This window comes from Pseudomonas sp. S09G 359 (genome assembly GCF_002843605.1).
In the GTDB taxonomy this organism is placed as follows: Bacteria; Pseudomonadota; Gammaproteobacteria; order Pseudomonadales; family Pseudomonadaceae; genus Aquipseudomonas.
Map to the genome: position 1 here is coordinate 3,790,625 of NZ_CP025263.1, position 22,574 is coordinate 3,813,198.

At 62.3% G+C, this 22,574-nt stretch carries 16 protein-coding genes and 1 pseudogene; 11 read left to right on the forward strand and 6 right to left on the reverse strand.

Going from position 1 to position 22,574, the window contains the following annotated elements; all coding sequences use genetic code 11:
* Genes CXQ82_RS17170 through CXQ82_RS17180 form a run of 3 tightly spaced genes read left to right on the forward strand, consistent with a single transcriptional unit; the run spans position 1 to position 3,335 of the window.
* Positions 1-882, forward strand: coding sequence for a branched-chain amino acid ABC transporter permease (locus tag CXQ82_RS17170; protein WP_101271066.1), 882 nt, complete (start codon positions 1-3; stop codon positions 880-882).
* A 22-nt stretch (positions 883-904) separates the two neighbouring features.
* Positions 905-1,972 (forward strand): branched-chain amino acid ABC transporter permease, encoded by a 1,068-nt coding sequence (locus CXQ82_RS17175; protein ID WP_101271068.1) that lies wholly within the window; start codon positions 905-907, stop codon positions 1,970-1,972.
* A 31-nt stretch (positions 1,973-2,003) separates the two neighbouring features.
* The gene (locus CXQ82_RS17180; protein ID WP_101271071.1) at positions 2,004-3,335 is read left to right on the forward strand and encodes an ABC transporter substrate-binding protein; all 1,332 of its coding nucleotides are present in this window, start codon (positions 2,004-2,006) and stop codon (positions 3,333-3,335) included.
* A 172-nt stretch (positions 3,336-3,507) separates the two neighbouring features.
* Here the strand turns inward: CXQ82_RS17180 and nirD are convergent, their stop codons facing one another.
* Together nirD and nirB are read right to left on the reverse strand one after the other, a co-directional pair.
* Positions 3,508-3,867 (reverse strand): nitrite reductase small subunit NirD, encoded by a 360-nt coding sequence (gene nirD / locus CXQ82_RS17185; protein WP_101271073.1) that lies wholly within the window; start codon positions 3,865-3,867, stop codon positions 3,508-3,510.
* On the reverse strand, positions 3,867-6,410 hold the full coding sequence (nirB, locus tag CXQ82_RS17190; protein WP_101271076.1) for a nitrite reductase large subunit NirB: 2,544 nt from the start codon (positions 6,408-6,410) through the stop codon (positions 3,867-3,869). Before nirB ends, nirD begins: the two co-directional genes overlap by 1 nt.
* 571 nt (positions 6,411-6,981) lie before the next feature.
* Between nirB and CXQ82_RS17195 the strand changes: the two genes are divergently transcribed.
* The 3 genes and pseudogenes from CXQ82_RS17195 to CXQ82_RS31990 all read left to right on the forward strand — a co-directional run bounded on the left by CXQ82_RS17195 (position 6,982) and on the right by CXQ82_RS31990 (position 13,055).
* Positions 6,982-10,965, forward strand: coding sequence for a bifunctional nitrate reductase/sulfite reductase flavoprotein subunit alpha (locus CXQ82_RS17195; protein WP_101271078.1), 3,984 nt, complete (start codon positions 6,982-6,984; stop codon positions 10,963-10,965).
* A gap of 230 nt (positions 10,966-11,195) precedes the next feature.
* Positions 11,196-12,200 (forward strand): annotated as a pseudogene (locus tag CXQ82_RS31985) (cache domain-containing protein); the annotation flags it as partial.
* An 87-nt stretch (positions 12,201-12,287) separates the two neighbouring features.
* Complete coding sequence (locus CXQ82_RS31990) at positions 12,288-13,055, forward strand: methyl-accepting chemotaxis protein (RefSeq protein ID WP_371917364.1); 768 nt, start codon at positions 12,288-12,290, stop codon at positions 13,053-13,055.
* Between the two features lie 70 nt (positions 13,056-13,125).
* Here the strand turns inward: CXQ82_RS31990 and CXQ82_RS17205 are convergent, their stop codons facing one another.
* Complete coding sequence (locus CXQ82_RS17205) at positions 13,126-14,154, reverse strand: UV damage endonuclease UvsE (RefSeq protein ID WP_101271083.1); 1,029 nt, start codon at positions 14,152-14,154, stop codon at positions 13,126-13,128.
* A gap of 174 nt (positions 14,155-14,328) precedes the next feature.
* Here CXQ82_RS17205 and CXQ82_RS17210 point away from each other — a divergent pair, with 174 nt between their 5' ends.
* The 3 genes from CXQ82_RS17210 to CXQ82_RS17220 all read left to right on the forward strand — a co-directional run bounded on the left by CXQ82_RS17210 (position 14,329) and on the right by CXQ82_RS17220 (position 17,021).
* A complete protein-coding gene (locus CXQ82_RS17210) occupies positions 14,329-14,742 on the forward strand; it encodes a DUF2231 domain-containing protein (RefSeq protein WP_101271086.1) in 414 nt (137 codons plus the stop codon).
* A complete protein-coding gene (locus tag CXQ82_RS17215) occupies positions 14,739-16,031 on the forward strand; it encodes a sorbosone dehydrogenase family protein (protein WP_101271088.1) in 1,293 nt (430 codons plus the stop codon). The genes CXQ82_RS17210 and CXQ82_RS17215 overlap by 4 nt, the downstream gene beginning before the upstream one ends.
* Positions 16,032-16,100: 69 nt before the next feature.
* A complete protein-coding gene (locus CXQ82_RS17220) occupies positions 16,101-17,021 on the forward strand; it encodes a helix-turn-helix domain-containing GNAT family N-acetyltransferase (protein ID WP_101271090.1) in 921 nt (306 codons plus the stop codon).
* Positions 17,022-17,057: 36 nt separating this feature from the next.
* On the opposite strand, the gene CXQ82_RS17225 is transcribed toward CXQ82_RS17220, so the two are convergent.
* Positions 17,058-18,461 carry an MFS transporter gene (locus CXQ82_RS17225; RefSeq protein WP_101271092.1) on the reverse strand — a complete coding sequence of 468 codons (1,404 nt, stop codon included), beginning with the start codon at positions 18,459-18,461 and terminating at the stop codon, positions 17,058-17,060.
* Positions 18,462-18,604: 143 nt separating this feature from the next.
* Positions 18,605-19,129, reverse strand: coding sequence for a GNAT family N-acetyltransferase (locus tag CXQ82_RS17230; protein ID WP_101271094.1), 525 nt, complete (start codon positions 19,127-19,129; stop codon positions 18,605-18,607).
* A 352-nt stretch (positions 19,130-19,481) separates the two neighbouring features.
* On the opposite strand from CXQ82_RS17230, the gene proP reads away from it, so the two are divergent.
* Positions 19,482-20,984, forward strand: coding sequence for a glycine betaine/L-proline transporter ProP (proP, locus tag CXQ82_RS17235; RefSeq protein WP_101271097.1), 1,503 nt, complete (start codon positions 19,482-19,484; stop codon positions 20,982-20,984).
* 53 nt (positions 20,985-21,037) lie between these two features.
* The gene (locus CXQ82_RS17240; RefSeq protein ID WP_101271099.1) at positions 21,038-21,544 is read left to right on the forward strand and encodes a GAF domain-containing protein; all 507 of its coding nucleotides are present in this window, start codon (positions 21,038-21,040) and stop codon (positions 21,542-21,544) included.
* Here CXQ82_RS17240 and CXQ82_RS17245 read toward each other — a convergent pair.
* Positions 21,519-22,433 carry an AraC family transcriptional regulator gene (locus CXQ82_RS17245; RefSeq protein WP_101271101.1) on the reverse strand — a complete coding sequence of 305 codons (915 nt, stop codon included), beginning with the start codon at positions 22,431-22,433 and terminating at the stop codon, positions 21,519-21,521. The genes CXQ82_RS17240 and CXQ82_RS17245 overlap by 26 nt on opposite strands.
* Between the last annotated feature and the right edge of the window lie 141 nt (positions 22,434-22,574).

Below are 22,574 nucleotides of genomic sequence, written 5' to 3' on the forward strand. Positions count from 1 at the left end.
ATGGAATTTTTCTTCGAAGTGCTGATCGGCGGCCTCCTCGCGGGCGTGATGTATGCCCTGGTGGCGATTGGTTTTGTACTGATCTACAAGGCCTCCGGCGTGTTCAACTTTGCCCAGGGCGCCATGGTGCTGTTTGCCGCGCTGACGTTTGTCAGCCTGCTCGAACGCGGCCTGCCCTTTGCCTGGGCATTCCTCGCCACCTTGGCCAGCATGGTGGTGCTGGCGCTGTTGATCGAGAAAGTGGTGCTGCGCCCGCTGGTCAATCGCCCGCCGATCATCCTGTTTATGGCCACCCTCGGTCTGTCCTACATGATCGAAGGGTTTGCGCAGTTCCTTTGGGGCGCGCAGGTGCACGGGCTGGACTTGGGCATCGCCGATGAGCCGCTGGAAATCCGCGGCATGCTGCTGTCGCAATTCGATCTGTTTGCCGCCGGCACCGCAGCGGCGCTGGTGCTGGTGCTGTCACTGCTGTTCAACAAAACCCGGATTGGCCTCTCATTGCGTGCGGTGGCCGATGACCCGCTGGCATCGATGGCGGTGGGCATTCGCCTGCCGCGCATCTGGGCCCTGGTGTGGGCAGTGGCGGGGTTTGTCGGGCTGGTGGCCGGGTTGCTCTGGGGCGCGCGCCTGGGGGTGCAGTTCTCGCTGTCGCTGGTGGTGCTCAAGGCGTTGCCGGTGTTGATCATCGGCGGCTTCTCCTCGATTGGTGGGGCGATTGTCGGCGGTTTGATCATCGGTGCGGCGGAGAAAATCGCCGAGATCTACCTCGGGCCGATTATCGGCAGCGGTATTGAAAACTGGGTGCCCTACGTCCTGGCGTTGCTGTTTTTGCTGGTGCGGCCTGCCGGGTTGTTCGGCGAGCGTGCCATCGAACGGGTCTGATCGTTTTTAAGGAAATGCCTGCATGCTGTATCAAGAAGTCGGTCAAATCAGCACCTCCTACGCGGCCGAGCGCCGCACCTTCCGCCTGCGTCAGGACCGCATCGCGCTGTGGCTGTTGCTGGGCTTCGCGTTTCTGGCCGTGCCGTGGCTGGGCAACGACTACTGGTTCAGCGCAATCCTGGTGCCGCTGCTGGTGCTGTCCCTCGCCGGGCTGGGGCTGAACCTGCTCACCGGCTACGCGGGGCAACTGTCGCTGGGCTCGGCGGCGTTCATGGCGGTGGGCGCATTTGCCGCCTACAACCTGCAACTGCGCGTGCCTGGCTTGCCGTTGCTGGTGAGCTTCGCCCTGGGCGGCGTGATCGCCGCGTTGGTGGCGGTGTTTTTTGGTTTGCCGAGCCTGCGCATCAAGGGCTTCTACCTGCTGGTGGCAACCCTGGCCGCGCAGTTCGTGGTCGAGTGGGTGCTCACCCGCTTCAGCTGGTTTACCAACGACAACGCGTCCGGGGTGATCACCTCGCCGCCGCTGCTGATTGCCGGACTCGATTTCAGCTCGCCCCGGGGCCGCTACCTGCTGACCCTGGCGGTGGTAGTCGGGTTGTTCTGGCTGGGTAAAAACCTGGTACGCAGCGAGCTGGGTCGCAATTGGATGGCGGTGCGCGACATGGACACCGCCGCCGCCGTGATCGGCATCCGCCTGCTCAAGGCCAAGCTGCTGGCGTTTGCTATCAGCGGCTTCTATCTGGGCGTCGCCGGTTCACTGTGGGCATTTGCCTACCTCGGCACGGTGGAGCCCCACGGCTTTGACCTGAGCCGCTCGTTCCAGGTGCTGTTCATCATCATTATCGGCGGCCTCGGCAGCGTGCTCGGCAATGTCCTGGGCGCGGCGTTCATCGTGTTGTTCCCGATCCTGCTGGGCAACCTGTTTGCCCTGTTACCTGCGGGGCTGATGGACGCGGGCCAATTGGAAAACATCCAGAAGATGCTGTTCGGCGCGCTGATCATCACCTTCCTGATCAAAGAACCGGAGGGGCTGGCCCGACTGTGGCAGCGCTTTCGCCAACGGGCCAGGGTCTGGCCGTTGCGTTATTAAATTCATCACCCCCCCCCCAGGAATACCCTCTATGACACACCGCTTATCGCTGCGCCGCCTGGCATTGGGCCTGGCCTTGATCACCGCCGGGCTCACCGGCGGCGCCCAGGCCGCCAACGAACAATACTTCCCGTTGCAGAGCTACCGGGTCGGGCCTTACGCCGCCGGTGGCACCGGGTTCTTTGGTGGCTTTATCGACTACCTGCAATACGTCAACGCCAAGGGCGGTGTGAACGGGGTCAAGTTGACCTGGAGCGAATGCGAAACCGAATACGTGGTGGAAAAAGGCGTCGAGTGCTACGAGCGCCTCAAGGGTGGCTTGAACGGCGCCCCCGCCGCCGCCACCAACCCGCTGTCGGTGGGCATTGCCTACGCCACGCTGGACCGCTCCACAGCCGACAAATTGCCGCTGATCACCATCAACCACGGGCGCACCGATTCCACCGACGGCAGCGTGTTCCCCTACGTGTTCCCGCTGCAACTGAACCCGTACTCGGAAGTCTCGGCGATCATCAACTACATCGGCCAACGCGAAGGCGGCGCCGACAAACTCAAGGGCAAGAAAATCGCCGTGCTCTACCACGGCTCCCCGTACGGCAAGGAAACCAACGGCGTACTGGAAACCCTGGCGAAAAACGCCGGTTTCGAACTGACCCTGCTGGAAGTGCCGCACCCCGGCAATGAACAGCAGTCCCAATGGCTGAACATCCGCCGCCTCAAGCCCGACTGGGTGATCTTGCGCGGCTGGGGCGTGATGAACCCGGTGGCGCTAAAATCCGCGCAAAAGGTCGGCTACCCGGCCGATCACATCATCGGCAATATCTGGAGCAATTCGGAAGAAGACGTGGTGCCGGCCGGCAGTGCGGCCAAGGGCTTTATCTCGATCACCACCCACCCGTCGGGCACTGATTTCCCGGTACTGCAAGGTATCAAGCAGGAAGTGGTCGACGCCGGCAAGGGCAACCTGGCCGACCCGAAACGCTTCGGCACCGTGTACTACAACCTGGGCGTGGTCAACGGCATTCTCAACGTCGAAGCCGTGCGCCTGGCCCAGGAAAAATACGGCCACCAAGCGCTTACCGGCGAACAGGTACGCTGGGGGTTCGAGCACCTGAACCTCGACGATGCGCGCCTGCAAGCGCTGGGCGCGAAAGGCCTGGTACAACCGCTGAAACTCTCCTGCGCCGACCACGAAGGCGGCGGCGCGGTGCGCTTTCAGCAATGGGATGGGCAGCGCTGGAACCTGATCAGCGATTGGGTCCAGGCCGACCGCGCACTGCTGCGGCCGATCATCGAAGCGTCGGCCGCGCAGTACGCCAAGGAGAAAGGCATTACGCCGAGGGATTGCAGCAAGGAGCAGTAAGATCCATCGGCTGAAACGCAATACAGAAGTGTGGGAGCGGGCTTGCTCGCGAATGCAGTGGGTCAGTCGCCAAATGCAGTGACTGACACTCCCCATTCGCGAGCAAGTCGAATCGTCGCACCGCCCCTCCCACATTTGGACCCCGGTGTATCAGCTGAATCCCACTCAGCGCTCAGTCCAGGCCGAGTTCCACCACGCCTGCGTTCAACCGCACCGGCCATACCCGCAACCGCTGATTTGGCGCCTCCAGGCACTGCCCGTCCTGCAATCGATAATGCTGCTTGTAGATCGGCGCGGCCACCACCAGGTCGCCCTTGATGCTGCCCACCAAGCCACGGCCGATAACATTCGCGCCGGATTCCGGGTCATGGTTGTCGATGGCGAACAGCGTCTGCTCCTGCGCGCCCGGCAGGTAGAACAGCGCCACTTGCGCGCCGTCCAGCCACACCACCACGCCGGAGTTGCTCACCAGGTCTTGCTCGCTGCACACCCCTTTCCAGGTGGCGAGTTGTTGAATGTGGGGCTGGCTCATCAGGCGATCTCCTCGATGACGGGAATCAGGTTGAGTTCGGCGGCCATGATCGGCCGGCGCTGGCCGCGTTCCTGGACAAAATGGATGTCCGGGTCCGGGCGTTTGTCATTGACGAAGGTGCGGAAGCGCTTGAGTTTTTCCGGGTCTTTGAGGGCGTTGGCCCACTCGCATTCGTAGCGGTCGACCACCAGTTGCATCTGCGCTTCGAGCTCGGCGCCGAGGCCGAGGCTGTCGTGCAGGATCACGTCCTTGAGGAAATCCAGGCCGCCTTCCAGGCTCTCGCGCCATACCGAAGTACGCTGCAGTTTGTCGGCGGTGCGGATGTAGAACATCAGGAAGCGGTCGATGTACTGGATCAGCGTGGCGTCGTCCAGGTCGGTGGCGAACAGCTCGGCATGGCGCGGGCGCATGCCGCCATTGCCGGCGATGTAGAGGTTCCAGCCCTTCTCGGTGGCAATCACGCCGACGTCCTTGCTCTGGGCCTCGGCGCACTCGCGGGTGCAGCCAGACACCGCAAACTTGAGCTTGTGCGGCGAGCGCAGGCCCTTGTAGCGATCCTCGATCAGCAGCGCCATTTTCACGCTGTCCTGCACGCCATAACGGCACCAGGTGCTGCCCACGCACGACTTCACCGTGCGCGTGGATTTGCCATAGGCATGCCCGGTTTCAAAACCCGCGGCGATCAGCTCGGCCCAGATATCCGGCAGTTCATGCAGTTGCGCACCAAACAGGTCGATGCGCTGGCCGCCGGTGATCTTGGTGTAGAGGTCGTATTTCTTCGCCACCTCGCCGATCACTATCAGCTTGTCGGCGGTGATCTCGCCGCCCGGAATGCGCGGTACCACCGAATAGGTGCCGTTCTTCTGCATGTTGGCCATGAAGGTGTCGTTGGTGTCCTGCAACGGCACCAGGGAAGCATCCATGATCGGCTGGTTCCAGCACGAGGCCAGGATCGAACCCACCGCCGGCTTGCACACATCACAACCGGTGTGGCCACGGCCATGTTTGGCCAGCAACTCTTCGAAGGTGATCACCCCTTCCACGCGCACCAGGGCGTACAGCTCCTGACGGGTGTAGGCAAAATGTTCGCACAGGCTCTTGTCGACGCTGACACCACGGGCAATCAATTCATGCTCGAACACTTGCTTGAGCAACCCCGCGCAACCGCCGCAGCCGGTACAGGCCTTGGTCTGGGACTTGAGCAAGCCAAGGTCGCTGCAACCGCCGTCGATGGCCGAGCAGATCGCGCCCTTGGTGACGTTGTGGCAGGAGCACACGGTGGCCGACTCCGGCAAGGCGCCGGGGCCGAGGGTGGGTGCGCCGGCGGACGACGGCAGGATCAGGCTGGCCGGTTCGGCGGGCAGCGTGATGCTGTTCTGCATGTATTGCAGCAAGGTGTCGTAGTAGCTGTTATCACCGACCAGCACCGCGCCGATCACATGCTTGCCGCTCGCGTCCACCACCAGGCGGCGGTAACTGGCGCTGGCCTCGTCGATAAACTGATAGCTGCGCGCGCCAGGGGTGTGGGCATGGGCGTCGCCGATGGAGCCGACGTCCACCCCCAGCAGTTTCAGCTTGGTCGACATATCGGCGCCAACAAACGGCTCGGCGCCCTGCTCGCACAACAGCGCGGCAACCCCACGGGCCATCTGGTAACCCGGCGCGACCAGGCCAAACAGGCTGCCATTCCACGAGGCGCACTCACCAATCGCGTAGATGTGCGGGTCGCAACTCAAGCACTCATCGTTGATCACCACGCCGCCGCGCGGGCCAATCTCAAGGCCGGCCTGGCGGGCCAGGGCATCCTGGGCACGGATACCGGCGGAGAACACGATCAGGTCGGTTTCGAGGAATTCGTCATTGGCGAAGTTCATGCGATAGCGGTACTGCTCGCCCGCGCTGATCGACTGGGTGGCGCGCGACAAGTGCACACCGACGCCCAGCCGTTCGATCTGCGCCTTGAGCGCCAGCCCGCCAAAATCATCCAGCTGCACCGGCATCAGGCGCGGCGCGAATTCCACCACATGGGCTTCCAGGCCGAGGCTTTTCAGCGCGTTGGCAGCCTCCAGGCCCAGCAGCCCACCACCGACCACCACGCCACGCCGGGCGTTGGCGGCGGCTGTGCGGATCGCATCAAGATCTTGCAGCGTGCGGTACACCAGGCGTGAATCGCCTTCGGCGCCTTCGATCGGCGGCACAAACGGGTAAGAGCCGGTAGCCAGCACTAACGTGTCGTAGGCCACGCAACCGTTGGCCGTGATCACCTCGCGACGGGCGCGGTCGATTTCCAGCACCGGTACGCCCAAGTGCAAAGTCACGCCTGGCGTCTGGTACAGCGAGGCCTCGGACAATGCCAGCGACTCGGCATCGCGGCCGGTGAAATACTCGGACAGGTGCACACGGTCATAGGCGCGCATAGGCTCCTCGCTGAACACATGCAGGCGGTAGTGATCCAGCGCGCCGCGCTCGATCAATTGCTCCACGCAGTGATGGCCGACCATGCCATTGCCAACGACGATCAGGGTTTTCATCGGTTTGTTCATATCAGCACCTGACAACATTCATCACGGTTTTTGAAAAGCAAAAAAAAACGCCTGAAACCTTGCGGTTCCAGGCGTCTTTGCCTGTTCTTATTGCGGGATCGGTTCGGCGACTGCGCCGGATCCATCGCTATTGCCCTGGTTGTCGATCGTCGTTGACCGAGGTGGGTTGAAGCTGGACTTGCAGGCGGCGTGCCAATCCGTAGGCAGCCCGTAATTGCGGGATCAAGCCGTATCCGGCCCGCTCAAATGCGCCTCCAACTGGTGCGCCGCGCCTTATAAAAGTGCACCCCCACCTGTGGCGAGCGAGCTTGCTCGCGTTGGAGTGCGCAGCGCTCCGAGGATTTTGGCGCCGCTACGCAGCCCAACGGGAGCAAGCTCCCTCGCCACATAAAACCCGCTCATCACCAGGGCCCTGCCAAAGCTGGCGCGTGACTTGCTAGGGAGATACCTACCAAGCAGTCAACGCTGATTGCCCATTCACGACAAAGGCGCCGTGCAGCCCCCGTTTCCAACGGAGGGTTGCAGGGCGCTTTTTTGTTGGCGGCAAGAAAAGAAGGTTCGAGGGTTAACGATGGCAAACCAAAGCGTACGCAGCGTGTGTCCCTATTGTGGCGTGGGCTGCGGCATCGTCATGCAGGTCGAAAACAACAAAGTGGTCAAGGTGACCGGCGACAAGGCCCACCCCACCAACTTCGGTCGCCTGTGCACCAAGGGCACCACGTGCGGCCAGGCCATCGCCGAGTCTGGCCGCATGGAAAACGCCTACCTGCGTGAGCAGCGCGACCAAGACCCGGTGCGCACTGCGATGGACACCGCCATCAGCGAAACCGCCGACCGCTTGCGCCACATCCTCGATCGCGATGGCCCCGAGGCGCTGGCGTTCTACGTGTCCGGGCAGATGTCGTTGGAAGCCCAATACCTGGCCAATAAGCTGGCCAAAGGTTTTGTGCGCACCCCTCACATCGAGTCCAACTCACGCCTGTGCATGGCCAGCGCCGGCAGCGGCTACAAGCTGTCCCTGGGCTCCGACGGCCCGCCCGGCTCCTATGCAGATTTCGACCGTGCCGACCTGTTCTTCGTGATCGGCGCCAATATGGCCGACTGTCATCCGATTCTGTTCCTGCGCATGATGGACCGGGTCAAGGCCGGGGCGAAGCTGATCGTCGTCGACCCCAGGCGCAGCGCCACGGCCGATAAGGCCAGCCTGTACCTGCCGATCAAGCCAGGTACCGACCTCGCCTTGCTCAATGGCCTGCTGCACCTGTTGGTGAAAAACGGCCACACCGACCCGGCCTTTATCGCCGCGTTCACCGACGGCTGGGACGCCATGCCCGGTTTCCTCGAGGACTACCCGCCGCAGACTGTCGCCGACCTCACGGGCCTGGCCGAAGCGGATATCCGCCAAGCCGCCGACTGGATCGGCCAGGCCGCCGAGTGGATGAGCTGCTGGACCATGGGCCTCAACCAGAGCACCCACGGCACCTGGAACACCAACGCCCTGTGCAACCTGCACCTGGCCACCGGCGCCATCTGCCGCCCCGGCAGCGGGCCGTTTTCGCTTACCGGCCAACCCAATGCCATGGGCGGACGCGAAATGGGTTACATGGGCCCGGGCCTGCCAGGGCAGCGCTCGGTGTTGGTGGAGGCCGACCGCGAATTTATCGCAGACCTCTGGCAAATCCCCCACGACAGCCTGCCGCGCCAGGCCGGCGGCGGTACCGTGGCGATGTTCGAGCAGATGGCCGCCGGGCAGATCAAGGCCTGCTGGATCATCTGCACCAACCCGGTCGCCAGCGCGCCCAACCGCAAGACCGTAATCGCCGGCCTGCAAGCCGCCGAACTGGTGATCACCCAGGACGCCTTCCTCGACACCGAGACCAACCGCTACGCCGACATCCTCTTGCCCGGCGCACTGTGGGCCGAGGCCGAAGGCGTGATGATCAACTCCGAACGCAACTTGACCCTGATGCAAAAGGCCGTCGACGCACCGGGCGAAACCCTGCCCGACTGGCAGATCATTGCCCGGGTCGCCTGCGCAATGGGCTTTGCCGAGGCTTTCACCTATGCATCCGCCGCCGACGTCTTCGAAGAGATCAAACGCGCCTGGAACCCCAAGACCGGCTATGACATTCGTGGCGCCAGCTACGCGCGGCTGCGGGACCAACCGCTGCAATGGCCCTGTGCATCGAATGAGGCCGACGACCGCAACCCGATTCGCTACCTGGATACCGGCACACTCAAATTTGCCACCGATAACGGCAAGGGCCAGTTTTTTCCACGCCCGCATATGCCACCGGCGGAAATGCCCGATGACGCCTTCCCCTTCGTACTCAATACCGGCCGCCTGCAGCACCAGTGGCACACCCTGACCAAGACCGGCAAGGTCGCCACGCTGAACAAACTCAACCCTGGCCCGTTTGTGGAAATCCACCCGCAAGACGCTGCGCGCCTGGGCATCAACGCCAAGGATTCGGTGGAGATCCGCTCCGCGCGCGGCCGCGCCGTACTGCCTGCGGTGGTCACCGACCGCGTGCGTCCGGGCAACTGCTTTGCACCCTTCCACTGGAACGATGTGTTTGGCGACAACCTGGCGATCAACGCCGTGACCAACGACGCCGTCGACCCGATTTCGCTGCAGCCCGAATTCAAGTTCTGCGCGGTCGCCCTCGCCCGTGTCGCCCTGATCGACCACCAGTTTCTCGACGCGCCGGCAGCGGCTGAACACTCCCCGTTAACAGAGGCCCTCACTATGTCGCGTCTCGACGCCTTCGCCGACCTCACCGGCATCCGCGACCTGCCCAAACCCCAGCTGAGCGACAGTGAACGCACCTACCTCGCCGGTTTCCTCAGCGGCCTGCAAGCCAGTGCCGGAGGGGTACCGGTGATGCCGGCCAATGCGCCGTTGGCCAAGGATTCGCGGTTGTGGCTGGACGGCTTGCTCGGCGGTTTATTCAGCCGTGCCGACACCGTTGTTGCCGCACCGCCCTCGCCGACAGTGACCCTGCTGTGGGCCTCGCAAACCGGCAACGCCGAAGCCCTGGCCGAGCGCTTTGCCAAGCGCCTGCGCGACGCCGGCATCAGCGTGGAACTGAGCGCCATGGCCGACTTCCCGCCGAGCAAACTGGCGACCACCCAGACCCTGGCCGTGATCAGTAGCACCTTTGGCGACGGCGACCCACCGGACAACGGTGAAAGCTTCTGGCACGGCCTCAGCAACGTCGACACGCGCCTGGAGTCGCTGCGCTTTGCGGTGCTGGCGCTGGGCGATCCAAATTACGACCAGTTCTGCAAACACGGTAAACAACTCGACCAGCGCCTGCTGGAATTGGGCGCCACGCGTCTGCTCGACCGTGTGGACTGCGACACCGAATTCGAAGAACGCGCCGATGCCTGGCTGGCGCAGTTCCAGCAAGCCCTCAACCCGGCAAAACCGCCAAGCCTGCCCACGCCGGCGGGCAAAACCAAGCTGCACGGGGCACGGCTGCTGCTCAACCGGCACCTCAACCCCCACAGCCGTCACAAGGAAACCCGCCAGTTCGCCCTCGACCTGGCCGACTCCGGGTTGGCCTATGAAGCCGGCGATGCCCTTGGCGTGCGGCCGCGCAACTGCCCTGAACTGGTGAGCGAATTGCTCGACCTGACCCGCTTGAACGCCAGCACCTCGGTGAACATCGACACCTTCGGTGATGTGCCACTGCAACAGGCGCTCACCCAACATTTCGAAATCGCCCGCCCCGGCGCTGAAACCCTCGCGTTTATTGCCGAGCGCAGCGCCAACCCTGGCCTGGAGCACTTATTGCGGCCCGAGCACAAGGCCGAACTAAAAGACTGGCTCTGGGGCCGGCAGCTGGTGGACGTGCTGCAGGAATACCCCGTCGAGTGTTCGGCCGACGAGCTGCTGGGCACCCTCAAGCGCCTGCAACCGCGCCTGTACTCGATTGCCTCCAGCGCCAAGGCGCACCCACACGAAGTGCACCTCACCGTGGCCGCCGTGCGTTACGGCAAGCGCAAAGGCGTGTCGTCGACCTTCCTGGCCGACCGTGCGGGCGACGGCGAAGTGCCGGTGTTCGTACAGCCGAACAAGCACTTTCGTACGCCCACTGACGGCGATGTACCGATGATCATGATCGGCCCTGGCACCGGCGTGGCGCCGTTCCGCGCGTTTTTGCAGGAGCGCCGGGCGCAGGGGCATCAGGGCCGTAACTGGCTGTTCTTTGGCGAGCAGCATGCCGCCAGCGACTTCTACTATCAGGATGAGCTGCAAGGCTTGCAGCGCGACGGCTTGCTCACCCACCTGAGCCTGGCGTTTTCCCGCGACCAGGCGCAGAAAATCTACGTGCAGGACCGCATCCGCGAAACAGGCGACGAGCTGTGGCGCTGGCTACAGGACGGCGCCAAGCTGTACATCTGCGGGGACGCCAGCCAGATGGCCAAGGACGTCGACCAGGCATTGCGCCAGGTCGCGCAAACCCACGGCGGGCTGAGTGCCGAGAGCGCCGTGGAGTACTGGCGGCAGTTGAGCGAGCAGAAGCGTTATCTGCGTGATGTGTATTGATTGGATACAGAACAATCGCGAATTGTATTGTGTACAAAAAACCCTAAAGATTTGTCGACGCCAGGCCGACACAGCAGTGATAGCAAATCGCCTCGCGTTTTTCTCGAAGCGCGACGATTTGGCCGCCCTCCACGCTGATGGTCGTCTCGATGAAAATAAAAAATAAGCTTGTACTGGCTTTTGTCTCGGTCGCGTTTATCCCGGTAAGCCTGGTGGCCGTGATTTCTGTGATGAACACACGGACCCAGGCGGTCGACCAGTTCATCGACGGCAGCACCCGGGAAATCCGCCAGATCGATGGCAATATCCGCCAGTTCTTCGATGGCACGCTGCAGAACGTCGATCAGATGGCCACTGATCCTGTATACACTTCCGTGAACACACTCAAGAACTACCAACCCGCCGACGCCGCCAGCCAGCCGCTGCCGGCAGAGGCGCAAAGCGTGATTGAGCGCTTCGCCCGGTTTGGCGCCACGCACCCGGCGGCGGCCATTCTGTCCATCGGCCTCGAAGACGGCACCTACGCCAAATGGCCCGATGACCCACAACTGGCCAAGTACGACCCGCGCACGCGCCCCTGGTACAAGGCGGCAATGGCCAGCCCCGGCAAGACCGTGCGCACCCCGGCTTACTATTACGACAAGGACGACGTAGCCCTGGTGGGCACCGCGCGCGCCCTGCTGGATACCAGCGGCAAGGCCAAGGGGGTGTTTGTGGTCAGCGTGTCGCTGAAGAACCTCACCGAGCTGGTCAAGAGCATCAAGCTCGGCGAAAGCGGCTACGTGATGCTGATCGAAGACGGCGTGGTGCTGGTGGACCCGCGTGACGCCGCCCACAGTTTCAAACCGCTCAAGGACCTGGGCGCGCCTTACGCGCACTTGGCCGAAACGCCGCAAGGCTCCACCGAAGTGGAGATCAATGGTGTTCGTTACATGGCCAACGTCTGGACCTCACCGGGCCTGGGCTGGCGTTATGTAGGGCTGATCGAGCACCGCGAAGTGATGGCCGAGGCCACGCGCATGACCTACCTGACTGCCGCCATCGTTGGCGTGCTGGTGCTGATTTTCGGCTTGCTCGCGGCGGCGTTCTCCAAGGTTATCGTCAAGCCGATCGGCCAGGTCAGTACCGGTTTGCAGTCCATCGCCCAGGGCGAAGGCGATTTGCGCCATGAACTGCAGGTGCAGGGCAAGGATGAAACCGCCGAACTGGCCGGTTGGTTCAACAAGTTCCTCGCAGCCATCCGCCAGCTGATCCAGCATATCGGCGCGGCCTCGGCCAATTTGCAGAACGCCTCGAAGGTCAACAGCGAAGTCGCGCACAACATGAACGAAGCCGCCGGGCGCCAGCGTGAGGCAGTGGAATTAGTATCCACCGCATTCAATGAAATGGTCGCCACCGCCAACGAAGTCGCCCGCTCGTGCAGCGGTGCCGCCGAATCCGCCGAGAACGGCCATCGCCGCGTCGCCGAGGGCAAGCAGCAGATCGAAGTGACCACCGATAACGTCAACCGCCTGGGCCGCCGCCTGACCGAATCGTCCCAGGCCATGGTCGAGCTGGAAGCCGGCAGCCGCAGCATCAACCAGATCCTCGGCACCATCCGTGCGATTGCCGAGCAGACCAACCTGCTGGCGCTTAACGCAGCCATCGAGGCTGCGCGCGCCGGCGACCAGGGCCGTGGTTTTGCCGTGGTCGCCGACGAGGTGCGCGCCCTGGCCAAGCGCACCTCCGACTCCACCGGCGAGATCGAGAACCTGCTCGGCACCCTGGAAAACAAGACCCAGGAAGTCACCCAGAAAATGGGCAGCTGCCTGGACCTGTCACGGGCCAGTGTGTCGTCCATCGAAAGCGCACGGGACAGTTTTGAAGGCATCCAGTTGTCGGTCAACGAGATCCGCGACCAGAACCTGCAAATCTCCGCTGCCGCCGAGGAGCAACACAGCGTGGCCGAAGAGATCAACCGGCATATCCAGCAGATCTACGACGAGGCGCGCCTGGTGGAAAGCCTGGCCAACTCGGCGCAGGACGACTCCGGAAGGTTGTCGAATTTGTCGGATGAGTTGAATGGCTTGGTGGGGCGCTTCAAGTCCTGATGAGCTGCGAAATCTTAGGCTGCGCGTATGCAGGGTTTAGCTTAGAGCCACCATCCCTATCGAACCTGCCCTACGTTGAACGAGACTTGAACTGTTCGTAGAACGCCAACGCTGCGATGTTCTTGCCCTTGGCTTCAAGCATGATGTCGAAACGATCGATAAACTGCAGCGCGTAGTCGTTGGTCCAGCGGTTCCACATCTGCGCGCTGTGGGCATAGAGGTCGCGCTTGGAGACCACCTGCAGCAAGGCCTCCATTTCCAGCTTGTGGTCGGCGTCGAAGCCCAGATCCTGCAGGCTTTCCTGCGGTTGGGAATAGTGCATGGTCGGGCGTACGCCTCGCCAGCTTTCAATCACCCGCGCGACGCGTTCCGAGTGGGGGTCGATGTAGTCGTCTTCGTTGATCCAGCAATGGTGGATGTCCAGCACCACCGGCGCCAGGTCGGCGACTTGCAGGCAGTGATCCAGGCCGTAGGTTTTCTCGTCGTTCTCGAAGGTGATGCAGTTGCGCGCCACTTCCGACAGGCGCGGCCACACCGCGCGCGTGCCTTCCACGCCGAGGCGGCCGGCGATATGCACGTTGCACTTGAGGTCCTGGAAACGTCGGCCGTAGCCCATCATGCGGATCATGTCGGCGTGGTATTCGAATTCGGCGAGGCTGTTTTCCACCACGCCAGGGTTCTCCGAAGCGAGCACACAGTACTGGCCGGGGTGGAACGACAGGCGGATGTCCGCAGCGCGCGCCAGGTCGCCGATCGCGGCAAACCCCTCGACCAGCTGACGTTCGATGGCCGGGTCCTTGTACAGCGCGGCGACTTTCGGGTGGCTATAGAACGGCAACAGGTCGCTGCTCAGACGCAGCATGTGCAAGGTCGGCGGCAGCTCGGCGACATAGGTCAACAGGCGTAATTGGGCGGCCAGGTTATGGGTGACCACTTCGACCAATTTATCGCGGGCCACCTGCGGCGTGACACTCTCCATCCAGCGCAACGTGGTGGTGCGCGGGTTGAAAGGGCCTTCGATCAGCTTCAAGGCGCTGGCGGACAGCAGGCGATCAGGATGCTGGTACTGGCACAGGAAACCGATGCGGGGGTGAGTCATGGAAGCGCCTTGCGTTGGAAAAGTGCGGGATGATACGGCGTTAGGCCGGGGCCTACCCAGCGGGTTCACAATATTTCGACACGATTGACGCTGAACTTTCTGACACGTGGTGCGTTCATTTCCTATGCGCTGCCCCGACCCAGGGGCGTTGTACAACAAGGAGCCGCCACGCCTATGACTACCCTCCCCGCCTACCGATACACGCCAGGGCCGCTGCATGCGACTTTGCTGGCCGGCACCGTGCCGTTGTTTCTCGGCGCCTTGCTCAGTGACATTGCCTACACCCAGACCTACCAGATTCAATGGGCCAACTTCGCATCCTGGTTGATCGCCGGCGCGCTGGTGTTCGCGGGCTTCGCGTTCCTGTTCGCGCTGGTCAACCTGCTCCGCGCCGAGCGTAAGGCCGGGCAGCCCACGCGGTATGTCCTGCTGCTGTTGGCCACCTGGCTATTGGGCCTGGTCAACGCCTTCCAGCATGCCAAGGATGCCTACGCCTCGATGCCGACAGGCCTGGTGCTGTCGGCCATCGTCTTGCTGCTGACACTGGCAGCCACCTGGACCGGCCTGCGTTCGCGAGGTGTCCAATGAAAACCTCCAGCACACTGACCCTGTTGAGCGCTGCACTGTTGCTGACCGCCTGTGGTGGCGAAGGCGACAAAACCCAGGCCCGTGGCCCCGACCCCAAACTGCCCGAGCAGCAAAGCAGCCTGCTGCCAAGCATGAAGATTGCCGAGCCGGCGCCGTGGGGCGAGCAAAAACCCAAAGTGCCCGAGGGCTACAGCATCACGGCCATCGCCACCGACCTGGCCATCCCGCGCCAGACCCTGGTGCTGCCCAACGGTGACATCCTGATCGCCGAAGGCCGTGGCGGCAGCGCGGCCAAGCTCAAGCCCAAGGATGTGATCGCCAGCCTGATCAAGGCCGAGGGCAACACCAAGGTCAAGGGCGGCAACCGCCTGACCCTGCTGCGCGATGCCGACGGTGACGGCACCTACGAACTCAAGACCGTGTTCGCCGACAATCTCAATGCGCCCTACGGCCTGGCATTTGCCAACGGCAAACTGTACGTCGCCAACCAGGACGCACTGGTGAGCTTCGACTACGCCGACGGCCAGACCAAGGCCAGCGGCCCGCCGACCAAGGTCACCGACCTGCCGGCGCAGATCAACCACCACTGGACCAAATCCCTGGCGATCAGCGCCGATGGGCGCCAGTTGTACGTGGGTATCGGCTCTAACAGCAATGTCACCGAACGCGGCATGGAAGTGGAGATCGACCGCGCGATGGTCTGGCAGATCGACGCGGCTACCGGCGCCCACAAACCCTACGCCACCGGCCTGCGTAACCCCACGGCGTTGACCATTCAACCCGACTCCGGGCAATTGTGGACGGTGGTCAACGAGCGCGACGAACTCGGCCCGGACCTGGTGCCGGATTACCTGACCTCGGTGCGCGAAGGCGCCTTCTACGGCTGGCCCTACAGCTATTGGGGCCAGAACGTCGACCCGCGCGCCCAGCCGCAGAACCCGGCCAAAGTCGCCGCCGCGATCAAGCCGGATTACAGCCTCGGTTCCCACGTGGCGGCGCTGGGCGTGGACTTCTCGATCCCGGCCATGGGCGAAAAATTTGCCGACGGCGTGTTTGTCGGCGAGCACGGCAGCTGGAACCGCGACAACCCGGTGGGCTACAAAGTGATCTTTGTGCCGTTCAGCAATGGCAAGCCTTCCGGCGAGCCCGTTGATTTTGCCAGCGGCTTTCGCGGTGACGACGGCAAGACTCGTGGGCGCCCGGTGGGCGTGACGGTCGACCCGAAAGGCGCGCTGATCATTGCCGACGACCTGGCCAACACCGTTTGGCGGGTAACGCGTAACCGCTAAGCAAATGGTTTGACATGCTTGCCTGAGGCAACAATATAATTGCCTCAGGCAACCATTCGAGCATCCGCCATGTCTACACCCCTGCTTGTCGAGCGCGCCGGCATTGTGCGCGGCTTCAACCGCTTCTATACCCACCAGATCGGCGTGTTGCAGGAACACCTGCTACAAAGCGACTTTTCCCTGACCGAAATCCGCGTGATGTACGAGTTGTCCTCGCGTGGCGACCTGACCAGCGCTGACCTGTGCCAGATGCTCAGCCTGGACGCGGGCTACCTGAGCCGGCTGACCGGTGGTTTCGAGAAAAAAGGCCTGATCCAGAAAGTCCGCTCCGTCACCGACGCGCGCGCAATCCAACTGCACCTCACCGACCTCGGCCGTGCGGTGCTGGCGCCCCTGGAGCAACAAACCCAGGACGAAGTGATCGCCCTGCTCGACGGCCTGCCTGAATCCCAGCAACAGCAACTGACCGACGCCATGCGCCGAATCCAGGCCGTGCTCCAAGGCACTGCGCCCAGCTACCTGCTGCGCGACCCGCAACCGGGCGATATGGGCCACGTAGTGCAGGCGCAGTCGGCGCTGTATGCCCGCGAGTATCAGTGGAACTGGGAGTTCGAAGCGCTGGTGGCCGAAATTGTTGCCAAGTACCTGCGCGAATTCGACCCGACACGCGAGCGCTGCTGGATTGCGGAGAAGGATGGCGAGGTGGTTGGCTCGGTATTCGTGGTGCGCCATGACGACAGCACCGCCCAGCTGCGCATGCTCTATGTGGACGCCAGCGCCCGCGGCCTGGGGATCGGCCAGCGCCTGGTGGACGAGTGCCTGCGCTTTGCGCGCAATGCCGGCTACCAACGCATGATGCTGTGGACCGTAGACATCCTCACCGATGCGCGCAAGCTCTATCAAAAAGCCGGTTTCGAGTTGCTGGAAGAGGAACCCATGCGCAGTTTCGGCAAGCAACTGGTCAGCCAGACCTGGGCACGCGCGCTGTAAAAAAAAGGGGCTTGAATGGCTCAAGCCCCACACCCTTTACAGGTCAGTGATTTCCTTGTGGCGTGGCACCAGGGTTTTCATCACGCTCCAGGCTACCAGGTAGGCCAGGGCACAGATCGCGAACATGATCATGTAGCCGGTATGGATATCGTTGATCGATTTGTAATAGTCGAACACCCAGCCGCCGATCTTGGTCATGACCACGCCACCAATGCCGCCGGCCATACCGCCGATGCCGACCACCGAGGCCACGGTTTTTTGCGGGAACATGTCGGACACGGTGGTGAAGATATTGCACGACCACGCCTGGTGCGCCGAGGCGCCCACGCCGATCAGCAGTACCGGCACCCAGAAGCTGATGTAGCCCAGCGGCTGCGCCAGCAACACCACCAGCGGGAACAGGGCGATCACCAACATGGCTTTCATGCGGCCGTCATAGGGTGCATCGCCACGCGCCATGAAGTAGCTGGGGAACCAGCCACCGCCAATGCTGCCGACCATGGTCATGCTGTACAGCACGGCCAGCGGCATCACGATATCGGCGCCTTTCATGCCGTATTGCGCCGACAGGTAGGTGGGCAGCCAGAACAGGAAGAACCACCACACGCCATCCGTCATGAACTTGCCGAAGGCAAAGGCCCAGGTCTGGCGATAGGTGAGCAACTTGAACCACGAGACTTTTTTCTCGACGGTGCCGGCTGGCGCCGGGGTAAAGGCCTGCACGGTCTGGTCGCTGCGGATGTAGGCCAGCTCCTCGGCCGACAGGCGCTTTTGCTGGTCGGGCTTTTCATACACGGCCGCCCATACCGCCACCCACACGAAGCCGAGCATGCCGATCACCATAAAGGCGGCCTCCCAGCCCCACATGCCGGCAATCAGTGGCACGCAGATCGGCGCGAGGATCGCACCCACGTTGGCCCCGGAGTTGAAAATACCGGTGGCCAGGGAGCGCTCTTTCTTCGGGAAATATTCAGCGGTGGCCTTGATCGCGATCGGGAAGTTACCCGCTTCGCCAATCGCCAGCACGGCGCGGGACAGCATGAAGCCGGCAATCGACACCGGAATCACTGCAAGCCCGATCGCGCCACTGACGGCGGCGATGCCCTCGCCCATCGGCACCGAGAACGCATGCATGATGGCGCCGGTGGACCAGATGCCAATCGCTACCACGTAGGCGGCCTTGGTGCCGATCTTGTCGACAAAGCGCCCGGCGAACAGCATGGAAATCGCATAGACAAACTGGAACACAGCGGCAATGTTGGCGTAGTCGGTGTTGCTCCAGCCAAATTGCGTCGACAACTGCGGGGCCAGCAGGCTGAGCACCTGGCGGTCGAGGTAGTTGACGGTGGTGGCGAAAAACAGCATCGCGCAGATGGTCCAGCGATAGTTGCCTACAGCTTGACCAACGCGGTGGGCGTTGATGGGCTCGTTCAAGTTCATGGCATCACTTTTTATTTTTGTTAGGTAGGACATATGTAACGTCATATGTCGTCGTACAACTGCGACTTTTATATCGGGACGCCTGTCCGGTGTCAATCGCAAAGATTGCCGTATGTCTAGCTATTACGTGGTTACGAAAAGTGTCAGATGTGCACGGTTGTAGGACGACAAACGCGCATCACCAAACTCGGTGCCTTGCCGGGTACGTCATCAAGCTCGCCGAACGGCTGCATACCGACCTTTTCGAGCACATGAATCGACGCCGCGTGTTCTGGCCGCACCAGGCCAAACACCTCGGGTACGCCCAAGGTGTCAAATGCCAGCACCAGCGCATCGCGCGCCAGTTCGGTGGCATAGCCCTGCCCCCAGGCTTCTACGGCGAAGCGGTAGCCCAGGTTGATGCGCGATTGCGTGAGGTAGTTGAGCGGCGCGATACCGCCAAACCCGATGAGGTGGTCCGGCGCCTCAACACGGGCGATGGCCCACCAGCCGTATCCGAGGGTAGCCCACTGTTCGAGCCAGTGATCGAGCAGACGCTGGGCGGCGGAAAGGCTGGGCATGGGCCCGGCGGGGTTGAAGAGGTTGGTCTGCGGGTCGCCGAAGATCGCGAACAATCGCTGCACATCCGTGGGCTGTGGCTTGCGGTAGACCAGGCGCGAGGGGGGCATTTGATTGGCTCCTGTTTCCGTGCATATCGGTGTTTTGTGCCACGCAAGCCTTTCTGTGGCGAGCGGGCTTGCCCGCGTTGGGCTGCGAAGCAGCCCCAAAAAAACTCCGCGTAACTTCAGGTAAATCTCCGTCGCAGGTTTTGGGACTGCTGCGCACTCCAACGCGGGCAAGCCCGCTCGCCACAAACAGCGTGTCCATCCACTAAATAGGGCTGCCAAGCACAAAAAACCAATGCCCCTGCAAAAAAACACAAATAGTGGTGAATTATTTCGTATGCAGTTGTATCTGAACTGACAGAGCGGTGCCATCGCAACGATGGCACCTCCCCTGTTCAGTTTTAGAGTGGCCCGCATGAAATTACGTAAGAAGAGCGTCAAGCCCATCGGCTTGAAAGACATCACCATCGTCGACGACGCCAAGATGCGCAAGGCGATTACCGCCGCCGCACTGGGCAACGCCATGGAATGGTTCGACTTTGGCGTCTACGGGTTTGTCGCCTATGTGCTCGGCAAGGTGTTCTTCCCCGACGCCTCACCCAGCGTACAAATGATCGCCGCACTGGCCACCTTCTCGGTGCCGTTCCTGATTCGCCCACTGGGTGGCCTGTTCTTCGGCGCGCTGGGGGATAAATACGGGCGACAGAAAGTCCTCGCCGCTACCATCGTGATCATGTCCCTGAGCACCTTCGCCATCGGCCTGATTCCCGGCTATGCCTCCATTGGCATCTGGGCACCGATTCTGTTGCTGCTGTGCAAGATGGCCCAGGGCTTCTCGGTGGGCGGTGAATACACCGGCGCCTCGATTTTCGTCGCCGAATACGCCCCGGACCGCAAGCGCGGCTTCCTTGGCAGCTGGCTGGACTTCGGCTCCATCGCCGGTTTCGTCTTGGGTGCTGGCGTAGTGGTGCTGATTTCCAGCGTGCTCGGCGAAGCGGAGTTCGAATCCTGGGGCTGGCGCCTGCCGTTCTTCCTCGCCCTGCCCTTGGGCATGATCGGCCTGTACCTGCGCCATGCACTGGAAGAAACCCCGGCCTTCCAACAGCACGTCGACAAGCTCGAACAGGGTGACCGCGAGGGCTTGACCCACGGCCCCAAAGTGTCTTTCAAGGAAATCGCCACCAAGCACTGGCGCAGCCTGCTGACCTGCATCGGTATCGTCGCGGCCACCAACGTGACGTACTACATGCTGCTCACGTACATGCCGAGCTACCTCTCGCATAACCTGCACTACCCGGAAAACAGCGGCGTGCTGATCATCATCGCGATCATGGTCGGCATGCTGTTCGTGCAGCCGTTCATTGGCTTTGTCAGCGACAAGATCGGCCGCAAGCCCTTCATTATCGCTGGTAGCATCGGCCTGCTGTTCCTGGCCATCCCGGCGTTCATGCTGATCACCAGCGGCAAGACCGGCCTGATCTTCGCCGGCCTGCTGATTCTTGCGGTGATCCTGAACTTCTTTATCGGCGTGATGGCCTCGACGCTGCCCGCGATGTTCCCCACACACCTGCGCTACAGCGCGTTGGCCAGTGCCTTCAACGTCTCGGTACTGATCGCAGGCGTTACGCCGACCGCCGTGGCCTGGCTGGTGGAAAGCACCAACGACCTGTACATGCCCGCCTACTACCTGATGGTATTTGCCGTGGTCGGCCTGATCACCGGCCTGACCATGAAGGAAACCGCCAACAAGCCCCTGCGCGGCGCGGCGCCGGCCGCTTCCGATATGGAAGAGGCCAAGGAACTGCTACAAGAGCACCACGACAACATCGAGCAGAAAATCGAAGACATCGACGCCGAGATTGCCGAGCTGGAAGCCAAGCGCCAGAATCTGGTGCAGCAGCATCCACGGATTAATTAACAGACCTGACCCTGCGTGGCGGCGCAAACCGCCACGCCTTTGGAGTGCGCAGCATGGTTCCAAGTGTCACCGCCGCACAATCGTTGCTCAACGCCGACGAACGCGCAGCCATCGCCGAAATTGAAGCCACCACTAGCATCCTGCAATTGGTCACCCGCCTGACCGGCATGCGCTTCGCCGGCATCGCCAAGTTCACCGAAGTGGACTGGATTGTCTGCTCCGTCCACGACACCGCCGACATGGGCATTCATGTCGATGATGTGCTCGACCTCGAAACCACCCTGTGCAGCGAGTTCTGCATCAACCCGCAAACCTTGTTCATTCCGCAAATCAGCGCCAATGGCCGCTTTGCCGTTCGCCCGGTGGTCAAGCAATTTGCCATCGAGAGCTACGCCGGTGCGCCGATCTTCCTGCCCGACGGCCGCCTGTTCGGTGCGCTGTGCGCACTGGATTCCCGGGCGATGCTGTTCGACGACCCCAACCTGCCGGAAACCCTCAGCCTGTTTGCGCGGCTGATCGGCTGCATCTTCTACGCTAACTTGACGACGACCGATCAGTGATCGTCGGCTGGCCGCGCAACGCAGCGATATCGCGCTTGGGTGGCACACCAAACAAGCGGCTGTACTCACGGCTGAACTGCGACGGGCTTTCATAACCCACTTTGAATGCAGCGCTGGACACGTCCTGATGCTCGTTCAACATCAAGCGCCGCGCCTCGTTGAGGCGCAGCCACTTCTGATATTGCAATGGGCTCATCGCCGTCAGTTGGCGAAAGTGATGGTGAAACGTCGCCGCACTCATTTGTACCCGTGCGGCCAACTCATCCACGCGCAGCGCCGCGTCGTAGTTGAGTTTCAGCCAGTCGATCGCCCGGGCAATCCTATACCCCTGCCCGTCCACCGCACAGATCTGGCGCAATCGGCCAGCTTGATCGCTTTGCAATAGCCGGTAATGAATCTCGCGCTGGATCAACGGCGCGAGCACCGGTATGGCTTCGGGCTCATCGAGCAATGCTACCAGGCGTGCGAATGACGCCAGCATGCCCTCGGTCACCACGCCAATCCCCACGCCCTTCATTACCGCCCGCTCGCGCTTGGGCGGCAGCTCACTCTGGGCGATCAGCTCGGCGAGGATGCGCAAGTCCAGCTTGAAGGTCAGCCCCAGGCATGGCCGATTCGGGGTAGCAACCAGCACTTCGGAATTGGCCGGGATGTCCAGCGAGGTCACCAGGAATCGCGACGTGTCATACGGGTAGCCCTCACCGCCGACCCACAACTGCTTTTCACCTTGGGCCACCAGCACGATGCTTGGCGGGACCATGCACACCACCGGCCTGCAAGGCTGCTCACGCCGGTAAAAACTCAGGCCTGGAACCGCCGTGGGCTCGTCGCCGGGGGTAAAGATTCGCGCACCGATGGCGTGAGCCAGCGCGTGCAGATTGTTGTTCATAACCAGCCCTTTTCGTTCGTCAGCGAACTTTACCCCCGCACCACCCAAGACGTCGCCGGCAACCGGCGAGACTCAGAGGATCAGGCAAGTAATCCAGCGGAACGCACTACAGAACCCAGGTACATGCCGGGAAAATGTGCG

Bases quoted from the DNA above. Each gene is read 5' to 3' on its own strand.
- CXQ82_RS17205 (WP_101271083.1), bottom strand. From the start codon at position 14,154: ATGACTCACCCCCGCATCGGTTTCCTGTGCCAGTACCAGCATCCTGAT.
- CXQ82_RS17215 (WP_101271088.1), top strand. From the start codon at position 14,739: ATGAAAACCTCCAGCACACTGACCCTGTTGAGCGCTGCACTGTTGCTG.
- proP (WP_101271097.1), top strand. From the start codon at position 19,482: ATGAAATTACGTAAGAAGAGCGTCAAGCCCATCGGCTTGAAAGACATC.
- nirB (WP_101271076.1), bottom strand. From the start codon at position 6,410: ATGAACAAACCGATGAAAACCCTGATCGTCGTTGGCAATGGCATGGTC.
- CXQ82_RS17170 (WP_101271066.1), top strand. From the start codon at position 1: ATGGAATTTTTCTTCGAAGTGCTGATCGGCGGCCTCCTCGCGGGCGTG.
- CXQ82_RS17230 (WP_101271094.1), bottom strand. From the start codon at position 19,129: ATGCCCCCCTCGCGCCTGGTCTACCGCAAGCCACAGCCCACGGATGTG.
- CXQ82_RS17220 (WP_101271090.1), top strand. From the start codon at position 16,101: ATGTCTACACCCCTGCTTGTCGAGCGCGCCGGCATTGTGCGCGGCTTC.
- nirD (WP_101271073.1), bottom strand. From the start codon at position 3,867: ATGAGCCAGCCCCACATTCAACAACTCGCCACCTGGAAAGGGGTGTGC.
- CXQ82_RS17245 (WP_101271101.1), bottom strand. From the start codon at position 22,433: ATGAACAACAATCTGCACGCGCTGGCTCACGCCATCGGTGCGCGAATC.
- CXQ82_RS17210 (WP_101271086.1), top strand. From the start codon at position 14,329: ATGACTACCCTCCCCGCCTACCGATACACGCCAGGGCCGCTGCATGCG.
- CXQ82_RS17240 (WP_101271099.1), top strand. From the start codon at position 21,038: ATGGTTCCAAGTGTCACCGCCGCACAATCGTTGCTCAACGCCGACGAA.
- CXQ82_RS17180 (WP_101271071.1), top strand. From the start codon at position 2,004: ATGACACACCGCTTATCGCTGCGCCGCCTGGCATTGGGCCTGGCCTTG.
- CXQ82_RS17225 (WP_101271092.1), bottom strand. From the start codon at position 18,461: ATGAACTTGAACGAGCCCATCAACGCCCACCGCGTTGGTCAAGCTGTA.
- CXQ82_RS31990 (WP_371917364.1), top strand. From the start codon at position 12,288: ATGAACGAAGCCGCCGGGCGCCAGCGTGAGGCAGTGGAATTAGTATCC.
- CXQ82_RS17195 (WP_101271078.1), top strand. From the start codon at position 6,982: ATGGCAAACCAAAGCGTACGCAGCGTGTGTCCCTATTGTGGCGTGGGC.
- CXQ82_RS17175 (WP_101271068.1), top strand. From the start codon at position 905: ATGCTGTATCAAGAAGTCGGTCAAATCAGCACCTCCTACGCGGCCGAG.